The sequence below is a fragment of the Cryobacterium sp. TMT3-29-2 genome (assembly GCF_004564305.1).
Lineage (GTDB): Bacteria > Actinomycetota > Actinomycetes > Actinomycetales > Microbacteriaceae > Cryobacterium > Cryobacterium sinapicolor.
Genome location: NZ_SOGK01000046.1, coordinates 21,368 through 27,434, shown reverse-complemented (window position 1 = coordinate 27,434; position 6,067 = coordinate 21,368). Strand labels below are relative to the sequence as shown.

Annotated in this window: 5 protein-coding genes; 3 read left to right on the top strand and 2 right to left on the bottom strand. The window is 69.4% G+C overall.

From position 1 onward, the window contains the following. The first annotated feature begins 158 nt into the window (after positions 1–158). The 3 genes from E3O67_RS06020 (at position 159) to E3O67_RS06005 (ending at position 4,307) form a co-directional block, all read left to right on the top strand. Positions 159–2,615: an ATP-dependent helicase gene (locus E3O67_RS06020; RefSeq protein WP_135102233.1), complete on the top strand. Its 2,457-nt coding sequence runs from the start codon at positions 159–161 to the stop codon at positions 2,613–2,615. Next, entirely contained in the window at positions 2,615–3,685 is a 1,071-nt protein-coding gene (locus tag E3O67_RS06015) for an FUSC family protein (RefSeq protein ID WP_241979153.1), read from the top strand. Before E3O67_RS06020 ends, E3O67_RS06015 begins: the two co-directional genes overlap by 1 nt. Positions 3,686–4,073: 388 nt before the next feature. Continuing rightward, positions 4,074–4,307 carry a hypothetical protein gene (locus E3O67_RS06005; RefSeq protein ID WP_135102232.1) on the top strand — a complete coding sequence of 78 codons (234 nt, stop codon included), beginning with the start codon at positions 4,074–4,076 and terminating at the stop codon, positions 4,305–4,307. Positions 4,308–4,528: 221 nt separating this feature from the next. On the opposite strand, the gene E3O67_RS05995 is transcribed toward E3O67_RS06005, so the two are convergent. After that, positions 4,529–4,921 carry a DUF3054 domain-containing protein gene (locus E3O67_RS05995; protein ID WP_135102230.1) on the bottom strand — a complete coding sequence of 131 codons (393 nt, stop codon included), beginning with the start codon at positions 4,919–4,921 and terminating at the stop codon, positions 4,529–4,531. Positions 4,922–5,147: 226 nt separating this feature from the next. Beyond that, the gene (locus tag E3O67_RS05990; RefSeq protein WP_134428188.1) at positions 5,148–5,858 is read right to left on the bottom strand and encodes a VIT family protein; all 711 of its coding nucleotides are present in this window, start codon (positions 5,856–5,858) and stop codon (positions 5,148–5,150) included. Positions 5,859–6,067 lie beyond the last annotated feature (209 nt).

Here is a 6,067-nt window from a genome sequence, read left to right as displayed (position 1 = left end):
GGTAGGGCCGTGCCGCGCCGTGCCGGGTAGGGCCGGGTAGGGCCGTGCCGCGCCGTGCCGGGTAGGGCCGTGCCGCGCCGCGCCGTGCCGGGTCGTGTCGGGTCGTGCCGGGCCGCGCCGAGGCCCTGTCAGACGCAGCACCTAGAATTGTGAGCGATATGACGACCCTCTTCGACCCGGATCACACGCCCGCCCGCCAGGTTCCCTCCATGGTGCCCATCATCCTCGACGGTCAGGCTTCGGGCGACCGTGAGAGCCCGCTGCTGGAAGGGCTCAACCCGCAGCAACGGGAGGCCGTGCTCTACCGCGGCCCGGCGCTGCTGATCATCGCGGGCGCAGGGTCCGGCAAGACCAGCGTGCTCACCCGCCGGATCGCCAGCCTGCTGGAAAGCCGCGAGGCCTGGCCGAGTCAGATCCTCGCCATCACCTTCACCAACAAGGCCGCGGCGGAGATGCGCGAGCGGGTGCGGGCCATCCTCGGCCAGGGGGCCGACGGCATGTGGATCTCCACCTTCCACTCCTCCTGCGTGCGGATCCTGCGCCGCGAGGCGGAAAGCGCCGGCCTCTCCGCCACGTTCAGCATCTACGACTCGGCCGATTCCAAGGTCACGCTCAAGCGCATCATCAAGGCCCTCGACGCCGACACGCTCGGCTTCACGCCCGGCAACGCGTCTGCGAAGATCTCCAAGCTCAAGAACGAGCTCGCGGATGCCGACTCCTACGCCCGCAACGCGAACATGAGCGACCCGCAGGAGGTCATGTTCGTCGAGATCTTCCGGCAGTACACCCACCGCCTGCGCGCGGCCAACGCCCTTGACTTCGACGACCTGATCGGGGAGACGGTCTACCTGTTCCGCGCGTTCCCCAAGGTCGCGGCGCTCTACCGGCGCCGGTTCCGCCACATCCTGGTCGACGAATACCAGGACACCAACCACGCGCAGTACTCGCTCGTGCGTGAGCTGACCCGTCCCGTCGAGGCCGATCTGGCCGAGGAGATGGAGGCGACCGGCGTGCACGTGCGCAATCTGCGTGACGCGACCGGCGGCATCCCGGGTGCCTCGCTCACCGTGGTCGGCGACTCCGACCAATCGATCTACGCCTTCCGCGGCGCCGACACCCGCAACATCAGCGAGTTCGAACGCGACTTCCCGGGCACCCGGGTGATCCTGCTCGAGCAGAACTACCGCTCGACCCAGAACATCCTCTCGGCCGCCAACGCCGTGATCGTCCACAACTTCGACCGCAAAGACAAGAAACTGTGGAGCGCGGGCGGTGATGGCGAGAAGATCGTGGGCTACACGGCCTACTCCGGCCACGATGAGGCCCAGTTCGTGTCCGACGAGATCGAGGTGCTGCACCGGGCCGGCATGGCCTACCGCGACATGGCGGTGTTCTACCGCACTAACGCGCAGACGCGTGCGCTGGAAGAGATCCTGGTGCGGTCCGCGGTGCCCTACCGGGTCGTCGGCGGCACCAAGTTCTACGAGCGGGCCGAAATCAAGGATGCGCTGGCGTACCTGATATCCGTCGCCAACCCGAACGACGAGCTGGCCCTGCGGCGCATCCTGAACACCCCCAAGCGCGGGATCGGCCCGGCCACCGAAACGGCGTTGGCCGGCTTCGCGGAGGCGAACCAGATCAGCTTCCGGCAGGCCATGCGCGATTCCGCGTCGCTCGGGCTGGGCCCGAAGGTGACCGGGGCGATCCTGAAGCTGGCCACCCTGCTCGACGAGGCGGCGCTGAGGCTCGTGCCGGACAACCCGGCCGGCACGGCGAACGTGTCCGAGCTGCTGACCTTCCTGCTCGACGGCAGCGGGCTGCTCACCCTGCTGCGGAACAGCCGAGACCCGCAGGACGAGGCGCGCGCCGAGAATATCGAGGAGCTCGTCGCCCAGACCAAGGACTTCAACAAGGAGAACCCCGACTCGGGGTTGGTCGACTTCCTCACCCAGGTGTCGCTGGTGGCCGCCGCCGACGACCTCGACGACGCCTCCGGCACGGTGTCGCTGATGACGCTGCACACGGCGAAGGGTCTCGAATACGAGGCCGTGTTCCTGACCGGCGTCGAGGAGGGGCTGCTGCCTCACCAGATGTCGGCTAACGAGCCCGGCGGTCCGGCCGAGGAGCGGCGCCTGTTCTACGTGGGCATCACCCGTGCCCGGCAGAGGCTCTACCTCTCGCTGGCGATGACCCGGGCCCAGTTCGGCGACATCAACGTGGCCATGCCGAGCCGCTACCTGCAGGAGATCCCCGCCGACCTGATCGACTGGAAGCAGTCCCCGGGCATGGCGAACTCCCGCGGCGGCACCCAACCCCGGGCCTTGAACGCGAGACGTGACGGCTTCGGTGGCGGCTTCGCCAAGCGCGGTGAGGTGCAGGCGCTGCCACCCGCGCCGAAGAAGAAGACCGAGTGGGCCAGCCGGGTGCCGAGCCAGGTGCGCGACAACGGCGACCTCACCTTCGAAGCGGGCGACCGCATCCGTCACGTCGATTTCGGCGACGGTCGCGTCAACCAGGTCACCGGTGACGGCACCAAGCGCATCGCGCACGTGCAATTCGACACGGCGGGCGCAAAGAAGCTATTGATCAAGATCGCGCCGATCGAGAAGATCTAGTGGCGGGCCCGGCAAGCCGGCCGGAGACCCTGCTCGAACGGCTGAAGTCGTTGCGCGCCCTTGACCTCGAGGTGGCATCCCGGGCCAGCATCGCCGTCGTCGTGCCGCTGGTGGTGCTCGTGCTGGTGGGCCGGATCGACTGGGCGGCTTACGCGTCGTTCGGGGCGATGGCGTCGCTCTACGGCCGGAATGAGCCCTACCGGCTGCGCGCCCGCACGGTCAGCGTCGCCGCGGCCTTCCTGCTGGTCAGCGTCGCGGCGGGGCTCGCACTGAGCGTGACCGGGGCCTCTCTGCCGGTCCTGGTGCTCGGGCTGATGCTCGTGATCACGGCGGGGATCCTGCTGGCGTCGACGTTCGGCCTGTTCCCCGGCACGCCGATCTTCTTCGTGTTCGCCTACCTGGTTTGCGCGCAGGTGCCCGCACCGGCCCACGAGCTGCTGCCGCGACTGTTGGTGGCCGTCGCGAGCGCCGCTCTGGCCTGGCTTCTCACCATGTCCGGCTGGGCAGCTCGGCGCCTGGCCGGCGACCGCTTCGGCGACCTGTTCAAGCAACTGCCCCGCATGCCGCTGCTGCGCCCGGCCGCCTTCCGCGACGCCCAGGTGTGGTTCACCATTCTGCAGAACCTGGTCGGCGTGCTGCTGGCCGGCGGCCTCGCCCTCTCCGTGGGAATCGGGCACCCGTACTGGGCCGTGGTGAGCGTGGTCGCGGTGCTGCCGCCGCCCCGCGCCGCGCACTCCCTCTCCCGGGCCGGGCACCGCATCGTCGGAACCGTGCTCGGGGTGGCGGTGACCGCGCTGGTGCTGCTGCCCGGGCCATCCGTCTGGGTGCTGATCCTGGTGATCGCGATCGGCCAGTTCGGTGCGGAAATCCTGATCGGCAAGCACTATGGCGCCGCCCTGTTGTTCGTCACGCCGCTGGCGCTCACCGTGGCGCACCTGGCCGACCCGGTGGCCGTGCCGACGCTGCTGGTCGACCGGGTGGTGGAGACGGCGCTCGGCGGCGTGGTCGCGGTGCTGATCGTGCTCACGGTGCGCGGTCTGGCCCGGCGGCGTTCGCGCCGGCTCGCCTAGCCTCGGCCGTGCCTTTCATCGCCCCGGTCCAGCCGAACGCGGTGCAGCCGAACGCAGTGCAACCGAACCCATTGGAACGGCAGAGGTTGCTCTCGGCTTCTCGATAGCCGGTCGATTGGTACGTTCGCCAAGCTCCCCTGATCAGCATCGACACCCGCACCACCCCGAATCGTTGGCGGACCGCACCCGCGCTGGGCGTTCGCCTCGAATACCGGCGACGGATGCGGCTGGCCGACACCCTGCAGATACGCTGCACCGTCTCCGTCTCCGTCTCCGTCTCCGTCTCCGTCGCCCTCGTCATCGCCTTGTCGCTTGCGACCCGGGAGCGTAGCGTTGCCGCCGCGGGGATGCCCAGAGGGGCGGCTCCCATCGAACTGGAGGTGCCATCATGGCGAGCGACCCGAACGGACTCTGGCCGCGTCGAGCGGATGCCGCGAGCGACGGACTCGACGAGAATCGCGCGATCGATGACATCGAACTGACCCTCGAAGAGGATGCGCCGATCATCGAGGAAGAAGACCCGGAGTGGATGGCCGACGCCGATCAGCGTGCGGTCAAACAGGGTGATGAGGACGAGGACCGCGAAGCCGAGGAGCCCGTCGAGCCCGAGCCTCGGGAATAGCCGAGGCGGTTCATCTCGGGCGGAGCACCGGGCCCGGCGTTGTACCAATTCGACGGAGATTCTCGTGAAAATCGTCAATTTCGGCGTGTTCAGGGCTGTTTTAGCCAAAATCTCCGTCGAATTCGTTCGGGACGGAGGCGCTTGCGAACCCCGGACACGACAGGCGCATGCTGGTGCTGGTGCTGGTGCTGGTGCTGGTGCTGGTGCTGGTGCTGGCGTGGCTACGCGACGGCGTGGGTGCGCGCCTGCCCGCGGCGGAGGAGCACGGCGATCCCGCGCCAGCCGAGCAGGAACACCCCGAGCACGACGGTCGTGACGACGACGAAGCTGAACTCCGTGCCCTGCCCGGTCACGGTGCGCAGCAGCATCCCGACGCCGACGGAGAAGAGCCAGATGCCGGTGCCCGTCCAGGCGATTCTCTGCGGGCTGCGCCAGGCGCGCATGACGAGCCAGCCCACGAGGAGGCCGCCGAGGAACGGCAGCCCGGTGAGCAAGGTGCCGAGGAGCCCCTCGCCGTGGCTGGCCCGGCCGATCAGCACGAAGATCAGCACCAGGGCGGCATCGAGCACTGCCGCGAGGAGGAGACCGGACCGACTGTTCTGCTGGATTGCCATGATTCCAGCCTACGTGTCACCGGTCGCACGGCGGCCCGGCGGCTGAGGTCGCGGCGCTGGGACCGCAGGCCGGGAACGCGGGCTGGGACCGCAGGGCGGGACTGCGGGCGGGGAACGCGGGCTGGGACCGCAGGGCGGGACTGCGGGCGGGGAACGCGGGCTGGGACCGCAGGGCGGGACTGCGGGCGGGGAACGCGGGCTGGGACCGCGGGCTGGGACCGCAGGCTCAGACCGCGGTGCCGATCAGGGAACCGATCGCCCAGGTGACGCCGAGCGCGAGCAGGCCGCCGATCAGTACCCGGGAAATCGCGCGGGCCTTCGGGCTGCCGCCGAGGTAGGAGCTCAGCCAGCCGGTGATGACCAGGGCGATCGCGACGGCGAGGAAGGTGGCCGGCAGTCGCCACTCCGGCGGCGGCAGCAGCACCGCCAGGAGCGGCAGGATCGCGCCGACCGTGAAGGCGATCGCGGAGGCGAAGGCGGCGTGCCACGGGTTCGACAACTCATCGGTGCCGATGTGCAGTTCCACCTCCAAGTGCGCTCCGAGGGCGTCGTGCGCGGTCAGCTCGAGCGCCACCTGGTTCGCCGTCTGCGCGGTGAGCCCCTTCGCCTCGTAGAGGCCGGCCAGTTCGGCGAGCTCCTGCTCGGGCATGGTCTCGAGTTCCCAGGTCTCCTTGGCGATCAGGGCGCGCTCGGTGTCGCGCTGGCTGCTCACCGAGACGTACTCGCCCAGGGCCATCGAGATCGCCCCGGCGAGCAGGGCCGCGACACCCGCGATCAGGATCGCCGAGGCATCCGTCGTCGCCGCCGCGACGCCGACCACCAGGGCCGCCACCGACACGATGCCGTCATTGGCTCCGAGCACTCCGGCCCGCAGCCAGTTCAGGCGCGAGGCGTGGTCGGCGGAATGGGGATCGACGCCGTGCTCGGGTTCAGTCATGACTGAATCCAAGCAGTCGGATGCGCGGCGCGCCAGCCGGACCCGATGGCGTCACGCGCGGCGCCGGCGTGTGCGCGGCGCCGACGTGTGAGCGATGCCGACGTGTTCGCGATGCCGGTGGGGACCGATAGAGTTTCACATGGTACTTATGTCTTGATGTCGAGCTATCTGCGGCGCGGGCATCCGTGCCCCTTGCCCCTCAAGACCTT

Coding starts and splice junctions, on each gene's coding strand:
- E3O67_RS05995 (WP_135102230.1), bottom strand. CDS start 4,921: ATGGCAATCCAGCAGAACAGTCGGTCCGGTCTCCTCCTCGCGGCAGTG.
- E3O67_RS05990 (WP_134428188.1), bottom strand. CDS start 5,858: ATGACTGAACCCGAGCACGGCGTCGATCCCCATTCCGCCGACCACGCC.
- E3O67_RS06005 (WP_135102232.1), top strand. CDS start 4,074: ATGGCGAGCGACCCGAACGGACTCTGGCCGCGTCGAGCGGATGCCGCG.
- E3O67_RS06020 (WP_135102233.1), top strand. CDS start 159: ATGACGACCCTCTTCGACCCGGATCACACGCCCGCCCGCCAGGTTCCC.